A 15,730-nucleotide genomic window follows, 5' to 3' on the forward strand; every position below is an offset into this window, starting at 1 on the left:
TGCCGTACGGTTTCTGCAGATGAGAGAAACACCTCGCCCGCAGGAGACTGCGGGCGGCTCCAGGGCGGCGCGTCCCCAGCCTCGTTCTGGTCGTGCCCTGGCGCACACCACCGGTGCTTCTGGCTCCGGAACTCCTCACCGATCGGATGGCCGTCCGCCCCACACCCCCCGGGGCGCACGGCACACCGGTCAAGGCGGCCGCCCCGGAACCTCCCCCCCTGTTCCGGGGCGGCCGGCTTTCCTCTTCACGGCCTTCGCCGCCCTCGCGGCGCTCTGCTCTCTCCTGACCTGGCAGGTCGTCGCCGACGGCCCACTGCGCCGGCTCGACGAGCGCGTCGGCGGCCACCTCGCGTGCCGGGGTCCTCAGGACGTGGCCCAGGTCCTGGCCGATCTCGGCTCGATGCCGGTCGCCCTGCCGGTGCTCGCGCTCGCCCTCGGGTACGCGGTGTGGCGCGGCGCCCGCCTGGACGCGCTGATCGCGGCCGTCTCGATGGCCCTGGTCCCCGCACTGGTCGTGCCGCTGAAGATCTGGACCGACCGCGCGGGCCCGCTCACCTCCGACACCGGCTACTACCCGTCCGGCCACACGGCCACCGCGATGGTGGCGTACGGCGGCGCGGCCCTGCTGCTCGCCCCGTACACCGCCCCGCGCCGCGCATGGATGATGCCCGCCGCCGCGGGCGTGCTCACCGCGGCGACGGGCATCGGTCTGGTGCTGCACGGCTACCACTGGCCCCTGGACGTGCTGGCGAGCGGCTGCCTGTGCGGGCTGCTCCTGCTGCTCAGCTCCATGGGTATGCGTCGAAGTTCTTCGAGAACTCCCCGCCGCTGAACCGGTCCCAGTTGACGGACCAGGTCATCAGGCCGCGCAGCCCCGGCCGGCTCCCATGGGTCTGGTACGAGCCGCAGTTCGCCTTCTTGGTGAGGCAGTCCAGCGCCTTGGTGACCTCGGCGGGGGCGGTATAGCCGTTGCCCGCGTTGGTGGACGCGGGGAGGCCGATGGCGACCTGGTCGGGGCGCAGGGCCGGGAACATCCGGCCGGTGTCGCCCGCCACCGGGAAGCCGGTGAGCAGCATGTCGGTCATGGCGATGTGGAAGTCCGCGCCGCCCATCGAGTGGTACTGGTGGTGGTCAGCTGCTGCCAGGACGGGGCGGACTGGGTCCAGGTGCTGACGTCGGTGGTGCCGGTGCCGGAGGCGCCCAGATAGACGTGGCTGCCCTGCACCCACGAGCTCAAGGTGTACGTGGAGTCGGGTTTGACCGTGACGGTCTGGGAGCACTGGGCGTTGTCGCTCCCGGCCGGGGTGGCCTTGAGGGCCTTGGCGCCGCCGTGCACGGGCGAGGCGACCGCCGTACCGCTGCCCGCCGTACGGCTCCAGCCGTCGAGCGCGGCCTCGAAGCCGCTGTTGCGGGCCAGTTCGGTGTCGGCGGCGGCGCGAGCGGTCTGCGCGGAGGCGACCAGGGCGCCCGCGGCGAGGACGGCCGCCGTGACGGCGGCGAGGAGTCTGGGGGGCTGGAGGTTCTGGCAAGGCGTCCGGTGCGGTCCACGACGTCCTCCGGGCATGGGGGGATCGGATCCGGCAATGGCGGAGATGAGGCCGAGCCCGCCACAATGCGGTCCAGACCAATCGGGTTGTCAAGACCTCTGGCAGTACCGCACTCAGTCCCGTCCCTCCCACCCTTCCCACGCGATCCTGGCCGCCGCCTCGTGCATCGCGAGTTCGAGCAGCGCCGGGTCGGTGAGGGTGCCCGAGCCGTCGGGCGGGACCAGCCAGCGCACCCCGCCGCTGATCCGGCCCGGGTACGGGACCACGACCCAGGTCCCCCGACCGGCCCCGCGCACCCCGGTGCCGAGCCGGCGCGCGGCCGTGCCGGGGGGGCACGAAGAACCCCGGGCGCGCGTCGCCGAAGTCGGCGAGGACGGGGCCCGGCCGGTCGCCGAGCCGGAGCAGTACGTCGAGCGCGAGGTGCCCCAGTTCGCCCGGCAGGATCAGTACGTCCCAGCGCCAGCCGGCGGGCAGGAGGGCGACCCCGAGGGGGTTGCGCTCCCACTCCCACCGGCAGGCGTCGGGATCGGGCGCCGCCGACGCCAGCCATTCCACCGCTGTCTTCGGCCCCGAGCCATTCATCACCCGGTCTTCCTTCCGTGAGCGCGGACTTGCGTTCACGTGTGGAGAGCGGGGTGGGGCCCGGCTATGACGCGGGTTTCGCTACTTAACGGTAGTGAACCCGGGTCACACCAAGATCGCCGTTGTTCGCCGGGCGCTCCGCGGGGGGCTTGGAGCTTCGGCTGCGGACCGTGCGTGGCTGGTCGCCCCCACGCGGCGGAGCCGCATACCGCCGCAGCCCCGCGCCCCCAGGGGGTGGAGACATCCACTCAGCTGTCGAACCCCAACCCCGCCCTGTCCATCGCCTTCAGCCACAGATTGCGGCGCCCGCCGTTCGCGTCGGCCCGGGCCAGCGCCCACTTGGTGATGCCGATCCCCGCCCAGGCGACCGGCTCCGGCGGGAACGGCAGCGGCTTCTTGCGGACCATCTCCAGCTCCGTACGCTCGGTGCGCTCCCCCGCCAGCAGGTCGAGCATCACGTCCGCGCCGAAGCGGGTCGCGCCGACGCCGAGGCCGGTGTACCCGGCGGCGTACGCGACCTTGCCGCCGTGGGCCGTGCCGAAGAACGCCGAGAACCGCGAGCAGGTGTCGATCGCCCCGCCCCAGGCATGGCTGAAACGCAACCCCTCCAGCTGCGGGAAGCAGCGGAAGAAGTGCTCGGCCAGCTTGAGATAGGTGGCGGGCCTGTCGTCGTACTCGGCCCGCACCTTCCCGCCGTACTTGTAGATCGCGTCGTAGCCGCCCCACAGGACGCGGTGGTCGGCGGTGATCCGGAAGTAGTGGAACTGGTTGGCCGAGTCACCGAACCCCTGCCGGTTCTTCCAGCCGATCGCGGCCAGTTGCTCCGCGCTCAGCGGCTCGGTCATCAGCGCGTAGTCGTAGACCGGGACGGTGTACGCGCGCACGCGCTTGACCAGGGACGGGAACACATTGGTGCCGAGCGCGACCCGGCGGGCGCGGATCCGCCCGTACGGGGTGCGCACCGCCATGCCCGGCCCGGCCGCGACCAGATCGAGGCCGGGGGTGTGTTCGTAGATCCGTACGCCGAGTTCCAGACAGGCGCGCTTGAGGCCCCAGGCGAGCTTGGCGGGGTGCAGCATCGCCACACCGCGCCGGTCCCATAGCCCGCCGAGGAAGGTCGGCGAGTCGACCTCGGCCCGCACCGCGTCCCCGTCGAGCAGTTCGAGGCCCTCGAAGCCGAGCTCCACCGCCTCCTCGTACATCTCGTGCAGTTCGTCGAGCTGGTGCGGCTCGGTGGCCACGTCGATCTCGCCGGTGCGCTCGAAGTCGCAGTCCAGGGAGTAGCGGGCGACGGCCGCCTCGATGGCGTCGAGGTTCCGCGCGCCCAGCCTCTCCAGACGGGGCAGCTCGTCCGGCCAGCGGGCGAGGCCGTTGCCCAGGCCGTGGGTGAGGGAGGCGGCGCAGAAGCCGCCGTTGCGGCCCGAGGCCGCCCAGCCGATCTCCTTGCCCTCGATGAGCACGACATCGCGTCCGGGGTCGCGCTCCTTGGCCAGGAGCGCGGTCCACAGTCCGCTGTAGCCGCCGCCGACGACGAGCAGATCGCACCGCTCGTCGCCCGCGAGGGCGGGGTGGGCGCCGGGCCTGCCCGGGTCCTCCAGCCAGAAGGGGACGGGCTGGGCGTCCGTCAGTGAATGGGCTGCCGCACTGCGCATGGCTCGGGTGACGGCCATGACTTCCAACTCCCTCAAAGGGTTCGGTCGGTTACTGCTCAGGCTTTCGCACTGTTGCCGCGCCGGTTCGCGACGAGCTGGCCGGCGACGACCACCACTACGGCGATGACGAACATGGCCGTACCGATGACGTTGATCTGCACGGGCGTGCCGCGCTGTGCCGAACCCCAGACGAACATGGGGAACGTCACGGTGGAGCCCGCGTTGAAGTTGGTGATGATGAAGTCGTCGAAGGAGAGCGCGAAGGCGAGCAGCGCGCCCGCGACGATCCCGGGGGCGGCGATCGGCAGGGTGACCCGGACGAACGTCTGGACCGGCCCCGCGTACAGATCGCGCGCGGCCTCCTCCAGCCTCGGGTCCATCGACATCACCCGCGCCTTGACCGCCGTCACCACGAAGCTCAGACAGAACATGATGTGGGCGATGAGGATGGTCCAGAAGCCGAGCTGCGCGCCCAGGTTGAGGAAGAGCGTCAGCAGCGAGGCGGCCATGACGACCTCGGGCATCGCCATCGGCAGGAAGATCAGCGAGTTGATCGCGCCGCGCGCCCGGAACCGGTAGCGGACCAGCGCGAAGGCGATCATCGTGCCGAGCACGGTCGCGCCGACCGTCGCCCAGGTGGCGATCTGGAGCGAGAGCGAGAGCGAGCCGCACATGTCGGCGACGCCGCACGGGTCCTGCCAGGCGTCGGTGGAGAACCGCGTCCACGAGTAGTTGAAGCGCCCGTTCGGCTTGTTGAACGAGAACACCATCACGACGACGTTCGGCAGGATCAGGTACGCGAGGGTCACGAGCCCCGCGATGGCGATCACATTGCGTCGGAGCCAGCGCATCAGACCAGGTCCTCCGTCCCGGCTCGGCGGATGTAGACGGTGACCATGACCAGGACGATCGCCATCAGGATGAACGACAGGGCGGCGGCCGTCGGATAGTCGAGGACCCGCAGGAACTGCGACTGGATCACGTTGCCGACCATCTTCTGGTCGGTGGAGCCGAGTAGTTCGGCGTTGACGTAGTCGCCGCTCGCCGGGATGAAGGTGAGCAGCGTGCCCGAGACGACGCCCGGCATGGAGAGCGGGAAGGTCACCTTGCGGAACGTGGTCGCCGGGGTCGCGTACAGATCACCGGCGGCCTCGTGCAGCCGCGAGTCGATCCGCTCCAGCGACGTGTAGAGCGGCAGGATCATGAACGGCAGGAAGTTGTACGTGAGGCCGCAGACCACCGCCATCGGCGTGGCCAGGACGCGGTTGCCCTCGGTCCACCCCAGCCAGCTCGTCACGTCGAGCACGTGCAGCGAGTTGAGCGCGTGCACCACCGGGCCGCCGTCCGCGAGGATCGTCTTCCAGGCGAGGGTGCGGATCAGGAAGCTGGTGAAGAACGGCGCGATGACGAGCACCAGGATCAGATTGCGCCAGCGCCCCGCCTTGAAGGCGATCAGATACGCCAGCGGATAGCCGAGCAGCAGGCAGAGCAGCGTCGCGGTTCCCGCGTAGAGCAGCGAGCGCACGAACTGCGGGTAGTACTCCTTGAAGGCGTCCCAGTAGGTCTGGAAGTGCCAGGTGACCTGGAAGCCCTTCTCCAGGGAGCCGGTCTGCACCGAGGTGGAGGCCTGGTAGACCATCGGCAGCGCGAAGAAGACGACCAGCCACAGCAGGCCGGGCACCAGCAGCCAGTAGGGCACGAGGCGCTTGCGCACCGACGCCTTGCGCACGGGGAGGTCGGCGGCCGGGGGCGCCTCGGTCAGGGCGCTCACGCGGCGTCCTCGACCTTCTCCACGCCCGCGTCGATCGCCTGCGCCGCGTCGAGGCCGAAGGTGTGCGCCGGGTTCCAGTGCAGGACGACCTCGGCGCCGGGCACCAGACGGGTGTCGCGCTCGATGTTCTGCTCGTACACCGCCAGCCCCCGGCCCGCCGGGGAGTCGATGACGTACTGGGTGGAGACGCCGATGAACGACGAGTCGATGACGCGTCCGGGAACCCGGTTGCGGCCTTCCGCTATCGAGCCCTCCTCGTCCTTGTGGGCGAGGGAGATCTTCTCCGGGCGCACGCCCACGAGGATCTTCCCGCCGCCGGTGGCCGGCGCCGAACATCGCCCGCCGGGCAGCCGCAGCTTGGTCCCGCCTGCGGTGACCAGGACGTCGTCACCGCTCTTCTCGACGACCTCGGCCTCGATGAGGTTGGAGGTGCCGAGGAAGTTCGCCACGAACGTGGTCTTCGGGTTCTCGTAGAGGTCGGCGGGGGCGCCGAGCTGTTCGACGCGGCCGCCGTTCATCACCGCGACCGTGTCGGCCATGGTCATGGCCTCCTCCTGGTCGTGGGTGACGTGGATGAAGGTGATGCCGACCTCGGTCTGGATGCGCTTGAGCTCCAGCTGCATCTGGCGGCGCAGCTTGAGGTCGAGGGCGCCGAGCGGCTCGTCGAGGAGCAGCACCTGCGGGTGGTTGATGAGCGCGCGGGCGACCGCCACGCGCTGCTGCTGGCCGCCGGAGAGCTGGTGCGGCTTGCGCTTGGCGAAGTCGCCGAGCTGGACGAGCTCCAGCATGTCGTCGACCTGCTTCTTCACCGACTTGATGCCCCGGCGGCGCAGCCCGAAGGCGACGTTCTCGGTGACGTCGAGGTGCGGGAAGAGCGCGTACGACTGGAAGACGGTGTTCACCGGCCGCTTGTAGGGCGGCAGATCGGTGACGTCCTTGTCGCCGAGGAAGACGGTCCCGGTGGTGGGCTCCTCCAGTCCGGCGATCATGCGCAGCGTGGTGGTCTTGCCGCACCCCGAGGCGCCGAGGAGGGCGAAGAACGAGCCCTGCGGGACGGTCAGTTCGAGCGGATGGACGGCGGTGAAGGAGCCGTACGTCTTGCTGATCCCGGTGAGGCGGACGTCGCCGCCGTCGTTCTTGTCGTCAGTCATGGGTTGCGATCCCAGGGGTGGAGAGGGACGAGGGAGAGTGGGGAGCGGGGGCCCCTGCTCTTCAAGAGCTTGGGGGAGGGTCAGGCGCCGATGAGCTTGGCGAACTTCTCCTCGTACTTGGTCTCCTCCTCGCTGCTGAGCGAGCGGAAGGAGTGCGCCTTGGCGGCCATGGCCTTGTCGGGCAGGATCAGCGTGTTCTCGGCCAGCTTGGGGTCGATCCTGGTGAGCTCGTCGCGCACGCCGTCGACCGGGCACACATAGTTGATGTACGCGGCGAGCTGGGCCGCGACCGTCGGCTCGTAGTAGTAGTCGATCAGCCGCTCGGCGTTGGACTGGTGCCGGGCCTTCGCCGGGATCAGCAGATTGTCGCTGGAGAGCATGTATCCGGCGGCGGGGATCGCGTACTTGATGTCGGGGTTGTCGGACTGGAGCTGGGTGACGTCCCCGCCCCACGCCACGCACGCGGCGAGGTCGCCCTTGTCCAGGTCACCTGTGTAGTCGTTGCCGGTGAAGCGCCGGATCTGCTTCTTGTCGACGCCCTTCTGGAGCCGCCCGATCGCCGCGTCGTAGTCGGCGTCGGTGAACTTCGCCGGGTCCTTGCCCATGTCGAGCAGGGTCATCCCGACGGTGTCGCGCATCTCGGTGAGGAAGCCCACCCGCCCCTTGAGCGAGGGGTCGTCGAGCAGCTGGGTGACCGAGTCGACGGTCCGCCCGCCGGTCGCCTTGGAGTTGTAGGCGATGACGGTCGGGATGCCGGTCCAGGGGTACGAGTAGGCCCGGCCCGGGTCCCAGTCGGGGGTGCGGAAGGGCGCGGAGAGGTTGGCGAAGGCGTGCGGCAGGTTCGAGGCGTTGAGCTTCTGCGCCCAGCCGAACCGGATGAGCCGCCCGGCCAGCCAGTCGGTGACGACGATGACGTCCCGGCCGATGTCCTGGCCGGCTGCGAGCTGCGGCTTGATCTTGCCGAAGAACTCGACGTTGTCGTTGATGTCCTCGGTGTACTTGACCTGGATGCCGGTCCGCTTGGTGAACGCGTCCAGCGTCGGCCGATGCTTCTTGTCGTCGCTGACGTCCATGTACTCGGTCCAGTTGGAGAAGTTGATCACCTTCTCCTTGGCCGAGTGGTCCGTCGACGCGGGGGCCTGGCCGTCCGCCTTCTTGGCGGCCGGGATACCGCACCCGGCGAGGCCGCCGACGGCAAGTGCGCCGAAGCCCGTGGCCCGCATCAGCGAACGGCGGGTCAGGGCGCCCCGGCCGCTGGTCAGGCTGCGCTGTATGGCGGCCAGTTGGGCCCCGGACAGGCGGTCCGGCTCGTACTGCTCCATGCGCTGTGTGCCCTTTCGGGTGGAGGTGGCGGCCGCTGGTCGGACGGCCGCCACGCGGCGGCGCCGCTGATCGGATGCTTTATCGGTCCCCGAAGATCGTGCGGTGCCAGTCCTTCGCGGCGACCGCCGTGTTGTCGTACATCACATGCTTGACCTGCGTGTACTCCTCGAAGGAGTAAGCCGACATGTCCTTTCCGTAGCCGCTCGCCTGGTAGCCGCCGTGCGGCATCTCGCTGATGATCGGAATGTGGTCGTTGACCCAGACGCACCCGGCCTTGATCTCCCGGGTGGCGCGGCCCGCCCGGTAGACGTCCCGGCTCCAGGCGGAGGCGGCGAGACCGTACGGGGTGTCGTTGGCGAGCCGGATGCCCTCGTCGTCGGAGTCGAAGGGAAGGACGGTGAGCACCGGCCCGAAGATCTCGGACTGGACGACTTCACTGTCCTGCGGGGCACCGGCGATGAGCGTGGGCAGATAGAAGGCACCCTCGCTCTTCGGGGCCGCGCCGCCGGTGACGATCCGGGCGTAGGAGCGGGCGCGGTCGACGAAGCCGGCGACCCGGTCGCGGTGGACGTGGCTGATCAGCGGGCCGAGGTCGGTGGCCGGGTCGAACGGGTCCCCGACCCGGACGCTCGCCATCAGGTCCGCGACCCCGGCGACGAACGCCTCGTAGAGCGGACGCTGTACGTACGCGCGCGTGGCGGCGGTGCAGTCCTGGCCGGAGTTGATGAGCGAGGCGGCGACCGCGCCGTGGACGGCGGCTTCGAGGTCGGCGTCGTCGAAGACGACGAAGGGCGCCTTGCCGCCGAGCTCCAGATGGGTCCGCTTGACGGTCGCGGTGGCGATCTCCGCGACGCGCTTGCCGACGGCGGTGGACCCGGTGAAGGAGGTCATGACGACATCGGGGTGCCCGACGAGGTGCTCCCCGGCATCGCGCCCGGCGCCCGAGACGATGTTGACAACCCCGTCGGGAATCCCGGCGGCACTGGCGGCCTCGGCGAAGAGCAACGAGGTGAGTGGGGTGATCTCGGCGGGCTTGAGGACGATGGTGTTGCCGGCCGCGATCGCCGGGAGCACCTTCCAGGCGGCCATCTGGAGCGGGTAGTTCCAGGGCGCGATGGAGCCGACGACCCCGATGGCCTCGCGGCGGACGTACGAGGTGTGGTCGCCCGAGTACTCCCCGGCGGACTGCCCCTGGAGGTGGCGGGCGGCCCCGGCGAAGAACGCGGTGTTGTCGACGGTCCCCGGGACGTCGAACTCCCGGCTGAGCTTGATCGGCTTGCCGCACTGGAGCGACTCGGCCTGCGCGAACTCCTCCGCGCGGTCGGCGAGGACGGCGGCGAAGCGGTGCAGGGCGTCGGAGCGCTCGGCGGGGGTGGCGCCGGCCCAGCCCGGGAAGGCGTCCTTGGCGGCGGCGACGGCGGCGTCCACGTCTCCCGTGCCGGCCAGCTCATAGGTGTGGACGACGCGGCCGGTGGCCGGGTCGACGACATCCTGCTTGCGCCCGGAGGTGCCGGGGGCGAACCGCCCGCCGATGTACTGGGCGCCGCCTTCGAAACGGTCCTGCGCCGGGAAGCGACTGCTGTTGCTGTTGCCCATCTCGCTCACGGCCTCCGTAGCTCCAGCTCGATTTGAGTGCCGATCCTGACAGAGCGGCACCCGACCAACAAGTGATTCCGTTGTTGCCTTTTGGTTACGCGACGGAATCTGTCGACCATGTGTCGGGTCCGGCTGTAAATACCCGTACGGAGTGTCAGTGGCGGATGCCAGACTCGCGTGTATGGAGAAGATCGACAATTTGATCGCGCAGGTCAAGGATGGTGAAAGGGTCAAGTTCCTCCACTTCTGGGGCCACACGCCCCGGCGCGACGGGACGCTCGGCCCGAGCTGTTTCAGCCAGTGGTGGCCGTCGCCGTTCGAGGCGGACGGCGTGGCGTACGCGACGGCCGAGCACTGGATGATGGCGGCCAAGGCGCGCCTGTTCGGCGACGCGGCGGCGGAGCGCGCCGCGCTCACCGCGACGAGCCCGGCGGCGGCGAAGAAGGCGGGCCGCCTGGTCCGCGACTTCGACGACGAGGTGTGGAAGCGGGAGCGGTACGGGATCGTGGTGGCGGGCAGCCTCCACAAGTTCGGCCAGTCCCCCGAGCTGAAGGCCTACCTCCTGTCCACGGGCAACCGGGTCCTGGTGGAGGCCAGCCCCCTGGACCGCATCTGGGGCATAGGCCTGGCGGCGGACGCGCCTGAGGCGGAGGACCCGTCGAAGTGGCGGGGGGAGAATTTGCTGGGGTTTGCGTTGATGGAGGCGCGGGGGAGGTTGGGGGACGCGGGCGCTTAGGGCGCGCGGCGGGGGGTGTGTGGGCTTCGCCTGCGGGCCGGTGGGGGCGGGTCCCGGTTCGGGTTCACCTGCGGGCCGGTGGGGGCGGGTCCCGCAGTCCCGGTTCGGCTGCGGGCCGGAGGGGCCGGGCAGCTCCCGCTCACCTGCGGGCCGGTGGGGGCGGGTTCCATTTCGGGTTCACCTGCGGGCCGGTGCGGGCGGGTCCCGGTTCGGGATCACCTGCGGGCCGGTGCGGGCGGGTCCCGCAGTCCCGGTTCGGCTGCGGGCCGGAGGGGCCGGGCAGCTCCCGCTCACCTGCGGGCCGGAGGGGGCGGGTTCCAGTTCGGGTTCACCTGCGGGCCTGGGACCGGGTCACGCAGTTCCCCGCGCCCCTTGCGGCAGAACGGGGCCCGGGCAAATTCAGCCCCTCCGGCGTTTCATGAGCCGGAGGCAGGGAGCGAAGCTCCCGCCCCTTCAGGGGCGCGGGGAACTGCGCGACCAGCCACAGACGATCTGCAGACGAACGGAGTCCGGGCGGAGCCCCGAAGCGGGGTGCAGGGTGCAGGGGTGAGGGATGCAGGGGCGCAGCCCTGCCCGGGGGTCGCAGGGGCGCAGCCCCGCCAGGGGGTCGCAGGGGCGCAGCCCCGCCAGGGTCCGGGGCGGAGCCCCGAAGCGGGGTGCAGGGGCCGCAGGCCCCGCCAGGGGTGCGGGGGGTGGAGCCCCGCCAACGGGGTCCGGGGGCGCAGCCCCCAGGAGACGCCTCCACCCCCACCCACCCCCGGAGGGTTTAGGGGAGGGGCGGGGTGGGGCCCCCACCCCTCACAACCAGCGACGTCGCGAACGGGTCGTCGTACGTCGACGAGTTGTCCGAGTCACCGTCATTCATGACCGCCCAGATCATCAGCCCGAGGAACACCCCGCTGACCACGATCCCGACCGCCCCCAGGATGATCCCGGCCAGCGCCTGCCCCCCGTTCGTCGCCTGGCCCCGCTTGGCCCGCCCCCGCCCGAGGAACCCGAAGATCAGCGCGAGGACGCCCAGGATGATCCCGAGGCCCCACATGCAGAACAGCACGACGGAGACGATGCCGAGGACCAGCGCGGTGGTGCCGAAGCCGTTGAGCGGGGCGCCCATGCCGGTCCAGCCGGGGTGCCCGTAGCCGTAGGACGCGTAGTCGGGATAGCCGGGGTACGCGGGGTAGCCGTAGCTGCCCGGGACCGCCTGGCCGGGACCGCCCGGCGCGGTCGGGGGCGGCGGCACCGGCCCACCCCAACCGGGCCCGCCCACTGGACCAGGACCAGGACCAGGCCCCGCCGCGTCCGCCGGCTCCGCCCCGGCCGCCGGCAGAGACGTCACCGTCGGCTGGTCATGCACCGGCTGCACCGGGTGCCCCGGCCGCACCGGCTTCTCCAGCGGAACCTTCCGCTCAGGCGGTGCCCACGGGTCCACGGGCTCGGCGCCCCCGGACGGCTGATCGCGGTTGTCTGACATGGGCCTCCCCCATCGTGGTTCCGACATGCTAAAGCTCCCGCCCTCGGCGGGATCCGGGGGATCCACGGGATCCGGGGGACCCGCCCGGCCTAACATGATCCCCGAAGAGCGAAGCCGACAGCCTGCGGAGGAAACCATGACCGACCTGCACCCGTTCATCGCGGGCCTGCCCAAGGCGGAGCTCCATGTGCACCACGTCGGCTCGGCCTCCCCCCGTATCGTCGCCGAACTGGCCGCCCGCCACCCCGACTCGAAGGTCCCCACCGACCCCGAGGCCCTCGCGGACTACTTCACGTTCACCGACTTCGCGCACTTCATCGACGTCTACCTCTCCGTCGTCGACCTGATCCGCACCCCGGAAGATGTGCGGCTTCTCACGTACGAGGTCGCCCGTGACATGGCCCGGCAGAACATCCGGTACGCCGAGCTGACCATCACCCCCTTCTCCTCCACCCGCCGCGGCATCGACGAGCGCGCCTTCATGGACGCGATCGAGGACGCCCGCAAGGCGGCCGAGAAGGAGCTCGGCACGGTGCTGCGCTGGTGCTTCGACATCCCGGGCGAGGCCGGTCTGGAGGCGGCCGCCGAGACGACCCGGCTCGCCACCGCCGACGGCATCCGCCCCGAGGGCCTGGTCTCGTTCGGCCTCGGCGGCCCCGAGATCGGCGTACCGCGCCCGCAGTTCAAGCCGTACTTCGACCAGGCGATCGCCGCCGGACTGCACTCGGTGCCGCACTCGGGCGAGTCCACCGGCCCGCAGTCGATCTGGGACGCCCTGCGCGACCTGCGCGCCGAGCGCATCGGCCACGGCACCAGCGCCACCCAGGACCCGGACCTCCTCAGGCACCTCGCCGACCACCGGATCGCCCTGGAGGTCTGCCCGACGTCCAACCTGGCGACCCGCGTCGTCGCCGACATCGACCGGCACCCGATAAGGGAGATGGTGCAGGCGGGCGTGCTCGTCACCGTGAACAGCGACGACCCGCCGATGTTCGGCAGCGATCTCAACAACGAGTACGCGGTCGCCGCCCGCCTCCTGGAGCTGGACGAGCGCGGCGTGGCCGGCCTCGCCAAGAACGCGGTCGAGGCGTCCTTCCTCGACGAGGCGGGCAAGACGAGGCTCGCGGCCGAGATCGACGACTACACCACCAAGTGGCTGGCGCCGTAACGCCCGACGACAATGGGCCCATGCGCACCGTGACTGCCGTGGCCCACCGCGGCGACCCGTACCGCGTCCGCGAGAACACGCTCCCGTCGATCCACTCGGCGCTGGAGCGTGGCGCGGACGCGGTCGAGATCGATGTACGGCTCACCCGCGACGGCGTCCCCGTACTGCTCCACGACGACACGCTGGAGCGGCTGTGGGGCCACGACCGCCCGCTGTCCTCCCTCGTGTACGAGGACGTGCGCGAGCTGACCCGATCCGGCGTCCCGACCCTGCGCGCGGCCCTGACGGCGGCGGGCGCCCACCGGGTGATGATCGATCTGCCCGGTGCGACGGAGGCTGCGGTGCGCGCGGTCGTGGGGATGGTGCGGGAGTGCGGGGCGGGCGACCGTGTGTACTACTGCGCGGGCGCCGCCACCATGCTGAAGGTCCGCGCCGCCGACCCGTCCGCCGAGACCGCCCTGACGTGGACGAGGCCGGTCCCGCCCCGCCCCGAGCTGATCGCGGCGGTGAAGCCGCGCTGGCTCAACTACCGCTTCGGGCTGATGAGTCCGGAGCTGGCCGCGCGGATCCACCGCGACGGGATGCTCGTGTCCGTGTGGACGGCGGACACCAGGCGGACCATGCGGCGGCTGATCGGGCAGGGCGTGGACGCGGTCACCACGAACCGGGTGGACGCGCTGCGCGCGGTCCTGGCGGAGGGCACGGGTGGGACGGGGGCCGGCTGACCTTCGGCCCGCCGACCCGCCCCTGACTCACACCGGCGCCGGTGCCCCTGTCGCGGTCGGCGCCGTCAGCGCCTCCAGCTCCTTGATCTTCCGGCGTACGACGTACAGCGGGATCACCCCGAACACGCCGAACGACATGTCGATCACCGACCACCAGAAGGGGATCCCGCGCACTGGCCCGCAGATCAGCGCCAGCGGGATGATCCCGGCGCAGGCGATCATCCCGAACTCGATCACCCAGATGTTGCGCACCGGATCGCGGTAGGGCCCGTAGAAGGCGACGGCGATCACGAGGTGTGCGAACGCCAGCCAGTCCGTTCCGTAGAGGACGAAGGGGTACTCCGCGTCCGTCGCGTCGAGCCCTTCGCGCACCCTGTCGATCCAGCCCGTCAGGCCCGGGAACCAGTCCCCCGCCGGTGTGGAACGCAACAGGCTCTGTGTCCAGTGCAGTTCGTGCACCAGCGGGAACGCGGTCAGTCCGCTCAGTACGAGGCCGACGATGAAGACGACAAGCCACAGGCGTATGCGCCGCACGAGGACAGCTCTTCGCTCGCTCATGACCGCAGCCTACGCTGCGGTTTGAACGTGTTCAAATCTGATCCCCGACCCCCTAGAGCCCCACGATGGCGTTCCACCTCCTCGCGAACTCCACCCGCTCCTCCGACGTGATGTCCCGGGCGATCGCGAGCCGTTGGCGCATCTCGGCGTCCGGGAAGACCAGCGGGTCCTCGGCGAGCTCCGCGCGGTCCTTGTCCTTGGAGGCCGCGAGGACCTCGCGGGCGGCCGGGACCGGGCAGACGTAGTTGACCCAGACCGCCAGCTCCGCCGCCACGTGCGGGTCGTAGTAGTAGTCGATCAGCGCTTCCGCGTTGGCCTTGTGGCGGGCCAGGTTGGGGATCATCATCGACTCGGCCCACAGCTCGGCGCCCTCCTCGGGCACCACGAACTCGATGTCGGGGTTGTCCGCCTGGAGCTGGATCACATCGCCCGAGTACGCCTGGCAGGCGAGCACGTCGCCGGTGGAGAGGTCCTTGATGTAGTCGTTGCCGGTGAAGCGGCGTATCTGCTTCTTGTGCACCTGCTTCTCGACCCGGTCGCACATCCGGTGGAAGTCGTCGGCCGTCCACCGCGTCACATCGACGCCGTCGCCCCGCATCAGCAGCGCGAACGACTCGTCGAGCCCGGACAGCAGCGTCACCTTGCCCGCCAGGCGCGGGTCCCACAGGTCACCGGTGTGCTTGAGCTCGCGGCCGAGCTTCTTCTTGTTGTACGCGATGCCCGTGATCCCGGACTGCCAGGGCACACTGTGCAGCCGCCCCTCGTCGAAGGCGGGCGAGGTCAGCTGCGGATCCAGGTACTTGGCCACGCCGGGCTGGCGGGAGCGGTCCATCTCCTGCACCCAGCCGAGCCGGACGAACCGGGCCGCCATCCAGTCGCTGACGACGACGATGTCCCGGCCGGTCGCCTGATGGTTCATCAGGGCCGGACTGATCTTCCCGAAGAACTCGTCGTTGTCGTTGATCTCCTCGGTGTAGGTGACGGAGATCCCGGTGGCCTTGGTGAACGCCGCGAGGGTGGGCCGCTTCGACTTGTCGTCCTCGTCGGTGTCGATGTACAGCGGCCAGTTGGCGAAGGTGAGCCGGTGGTCTTCGGCCGAGCGGTCGCTCGCCGCGCGCTCGCCGGGTCCGACGTACGCCGCGGGCACTCCGCAGCCCGCCAGCGCGGTGGCCAGGGCGCCACCGCCGAGCGCGCGCAGCAGTTGGCGGCGGGAGAGGGGGTTCATGGGGGTCGCTCGCACCCCGGAAGGATGCCGGGGCGCGGCGGTACGGGGCAATGGACGCTGCGTACAGCCGTACGCGGCAGGCCCGACACCCTGTCGACCGTAACGGCCCCCGCACACACGTGTGGTGGGGGGGGGGGGGGGGGGGGGGGACAAAGAAGGGGGGGGGGGGGGGGGGGGGGGTCCTGCTGCGGGCGCACCCGTTGGGGGGGGGGGGGGTGGTTTTAG

The 15,730-nt window shown here is 70.8% G+C and carries 14 protein-coding genes and 2 pseudogenes; 4 read left to right on the forward strand and 12 right to left on the reverse strand.

The genetic code is table 11. The features are described from left to right. Positions 1–19: 19 nt before the first annotated feature. Positions 20–832 (forward strand): phosphatase PAP2 family protein, encoded by an 813-nt coding sequence (locus ACZ499_RS30035; protein WP_468679382.1) that lies wholly within the window; start codon positions 20–22, stop codon positions 830–832. On the opposite strand, the pseudogene ACZ499_RS30040 reads toward ACZ499_RS30035, so the two are convergent. From ACZ499_RS30040 to ACZ499_RS30080, 9 genes and pseudogenes are all read right to left on the reverse strand, one after another. Continuing rightward, positions 783–1,127 (reverse strand): annotated as a pseudogene (locus ACZ499_RS30040) (chitinase); the annotation flags it as partial. The gene ACZ499_RS30035 and the pseudogene ACZ499_RS30040 overlap by 50 nt on opposite strands. Beyond that, complete coding sequence (locus ACZ499_RS30045; protein WP_468679383.1) at positions 1,082–1,564, reverse strand: carbohydrate binding domain-containing protein; 483 nt, start codon at positions 1,562–1,564, stop codon at positions 1,082–1,084. The gene ACZ499_RS30045 and the pseudogene ACZ499_RS30040, both read right to left, overlap by 46 nt. A 96-nt stretch (positions 1,565–1,660) precedes the next feature. Beyond that, positions 1,661–2,129 (reverse strand): annotated as a pseudogene (locus ACZ499_RS30050) (bifunctional DNA primase/polymerase). 248 nt (positions 2,130–2,377) lie between these two features. After that, the gene (locus tag ACZ499_RS30055) at positions 2,378–3,799 is read right to left on the reverse strand and encodes an NAD(P)/FAD-dependent oxidoreductase (protein ID WP_468679384.1); all 1,422 of its coding nucleotides are present in this window, start codon (positions 3,797–3,799) and stop codon (positions 2,378–2,380) included. A 38-nt stretch (positions 3,800–3,837) separates the two neighbouring features. Then, positions 3,838–4,632 carry an ABC transporter permease gene (locus ACZ499_RS30060; protein ID WP_468679385.1) on the reverse strand — a complete coding sequence of 265 codons (795 nt, stop codon included), beginning with the start codon at positions 4,630–4,632 and terminating at the stop codon, positions 3,838–3,840. Then, positions 4,632–5,552, reverse strand: coding sequence for an ABC transporter permease (locus tag ACZ499_RS30065; RefSeq protein ID WP_468405798.1), 921 nt, complete (start codon positions 5,550–5,552; stop codon positions 4,632–4,634). The genes ACZ499_RS30060 and ACZ499_RS30065 overlap by 1 nt, the downstream gene beginning before the upstream one ends. Then, the gene (locus ACZ499_RS30070; protein ID WP_468679386.1) at positions 5,549–6,703 is read right to left on the reverse strand and encodes an ABC transporter ATP-binding protein; all 1,155 of its coding nucleotides are present in this window, start codon (positions 6,701–6,703) and stop codon (positions 5,549–5,551) included. The genes ACZ499_RS30065 and ACZ499_RS30070 overlap by 4 nt, the downstream gene beginning before the upstream one ends. 80 nt (positions 6,704–6,783) lie before the next feature. Next, a complete protein-coding gene (locus ACZ499_RS30075) occupies positions 6,784–8,025 on the reverse strand; it encodes a polyamine ABC transporter substrate-binding protein (protein ID WP_468679387.1) in 1,242 nt (413 codons plus the stop codon). Positions 8,026–8,104: 79 nt separating this feature from the next. Further along, on the reverse strand, positions 8,105–9,622 hold the full coding sequence (locus tag ACZ499_RS30080) for a gamma-aminobutyraldehyde dehydrogenase (RefSeq protein WP_468679395.1): 1,518 nt from the start codon (positions 9,620–9,622) through the stop codon (positions 8,105–8,107). 181 nt (positions 9,623–9,803) lie between these two features. Here ACZ499_RS30080 and ACZ499_RS30085 point away from each other — a divergent pair, with 181 nt between their 5' ends. Continuing rightward, the gene (locus tag ACZ499_RS30085) at positions 9,804–10,358 is read left to right on the forward strand and encodes an NADAR family protein (RefSeq protein WP_468679388.1); all 555 of its coding nucleotides are present in this window, start codon (positions 9,804–9,806) and stop codon (positions 10,356–10,358) included. A gap of 766 nt (positions 10,359–11,124) precedes the next feature. Here ACZ499_RS30085 and ACZ499_RS30090 read toward each other — a convergent pair. Then, positions 11,125–11,829, reverse strand: a complete 705-nt coding sequence (locus tag ACZ499_RS30090; RefSeq protein ID WP_468679389.1) for a DUF4190 domain-containing protein — start codon at positions 11,827–11,829, stop codon at positions 11,125–11,127. 136 nt (positions 11,830–11,965) lie between these two features. On the opposite strand from ACZ499_RS30090, the gene ACZ499_RS30095 reads away from it, so the two are divergent. Both ACZ499_RS30095 and ACZ499_RS30100 read left to right on the forward strand, forming a co-directional pair. Beyond that, complete coding sequence (locus tag ACZ499_RS30095; protein ID WP_385544028.1) at positions 11,966–12,997, forward strand: adenosine deaminase; 1,032 nt, start codon at positions 11,966–11,968, stop codon at positions 12,995–12,997. A 20-nt stretch (positions 12,998–13,017) separates the two neighbouring features. After that, the gene (locus ACZ499_RS30100; RefSeq protein ID WP_468679390.1) at positions 13,018–13,722 is read left to right on the forward strand and encodes a glycerophosphodiester phosphodiesterase; all 705 of its coding nucleotides are present in this window, start codon (positions 13,018–13,020) and stop codon (positions 13,720–13,722) included. Positions 13,723–13,749: 27 nt separating this feature from the next. Here the strand turns inward: ACZ499_RS30100 and ACZ499_RS30105 are convergent, their stop codons facing one another. Together ACZ499_RS30105 and ACZ499_RS30110 are read right to left on the reverse strand one after the other, a co-directional pair. Next, complete coding sequence (locus ACZ499_RS30105; RefSeq protein WP_468405811.1) at positions 13,750–14,280, reverse strand: hypothetical protein; 531 nt, start codon at positions 14,278–14,280, stop codon at positions 13,750–13,752. A 52-nt stretch (positions 14,281–14,332) separates the two neighbouring features. Further along, positions 14,333–15,505 carry an ABC transporter substrate-binding protein gene (locus ACZ499_RS30110; protein WP_468679396.1) on the reverse strand — a complete coding sequence of 391 codons (1,173 nt, stop codon included), beginning with the start codon at positions 15,503–15,505 and terminating at the stop codon, positions 14,333–14,335. Positions 15,506–15,730 lie beyond the last annotated feature (225 nt).

The sequence above is a fragment of the Streptomyces sp. NPDC031265 genome, from assembly GCF_055570295.1.